This is a genomic window from Peribacillus sp. NPDC056705, assembly GCF_043656335.1.
On sequence record NZ_JBHTYI010000287.1, the window covers coordinates 1 to 1,026 of the forward strand.

1 protein-coding gene is annotated in these 1,026 nt (G+C 48.9%); it reads right to left on the minus strand.

Features of this window, described 5'->3' with window-relative positions:
- Nucleotides 1-87 precede the first annotated feature (87 nt).
- The coding region (locus ACFRAK_RS29755; protein ID WP_394573302.1) for a carbohydrate ABC transporter permease at nucleotides 88-1,026 on the minus strand (939 nt) is incomplete at its 5' end.

Sequence of the window (1,026 nt, forward strand, 5' to 3'; positions counted from 1 at the left end):
CCTTTAAACGAAGTACTGACCATCCATACGAGCGGGAAAAAGCTTAATATCAATGTCACGATCAGCAGCAAATGCCATAGGCCCCGTTCAATTCTCATAGTGCACCCTCCGTTCCATCACCAACGCTTGGAAAATAATAAGCCCGATGAATACGATAAAGGTCAAGACGGAAACCGCGGAGGCCAGACCGCTTCGGAAAAATTGAAACGCGTATTGGTACACGGTAAAGATCAAATGCGTCGTCGCTTGATCCGGACCGCCGTTCGTCAACATTTGAATGGGAACGAACGACCATTGAATGCCGAATACCACGGTAATGACGAATACAAATAGAAGAGTGCCGCTCGAGAGTGGAATGTACACCCGCCTGATAAGCCCCATACTGCTGCTCACCCCGTCAATGCGGGCGGCCTCGACGAGATCTTGAGGAACCGACAAAATGCCCGACAGCAGCAAGATAAAATGGTAGCCGAACGTTTTCCATGAAGTAATGATTACGATCGATACCAGCGACCACCAGGAATGGGACAACCAATTGATACCCGGGATGCCGAGAAGTTCCAAAAAATGATTGATCGAACCGCTGATTGGATTCAGCAGCCAAAGAAACACGATGGACGATACCGCCAGCGACAATACCGTCGGGACAAAAATAGCGCTCTTGTAGAATGGCTGCAACCGACTATGAATCTGCGTCACCGCAAAAGCTGCCATAAAAGGGAGCACGAGCAGGAAAAGAAGCAGCAGCGCCGTATACACGACCGTATTCCGCACCGACCTCCAGAACTCATCGCTGCCGACCAAATATTCGTAGTTGTCCAGGCCGACCCATTGACGGTTGTCGCTCACCATGTTCCAACTGAAGAAACTGATCTCCAGCGACTTGGCGAGTGGATAATATACGAATAAGAAAATCGGGATCAACACGGGAGCCAGATAGATATACGGTTTTATAAAATGAAATACTCTCATATTGGCAATCCCGGAGACAGCCTTAGTTTTTCCGCATGCTCCAGCAGAAGCTCT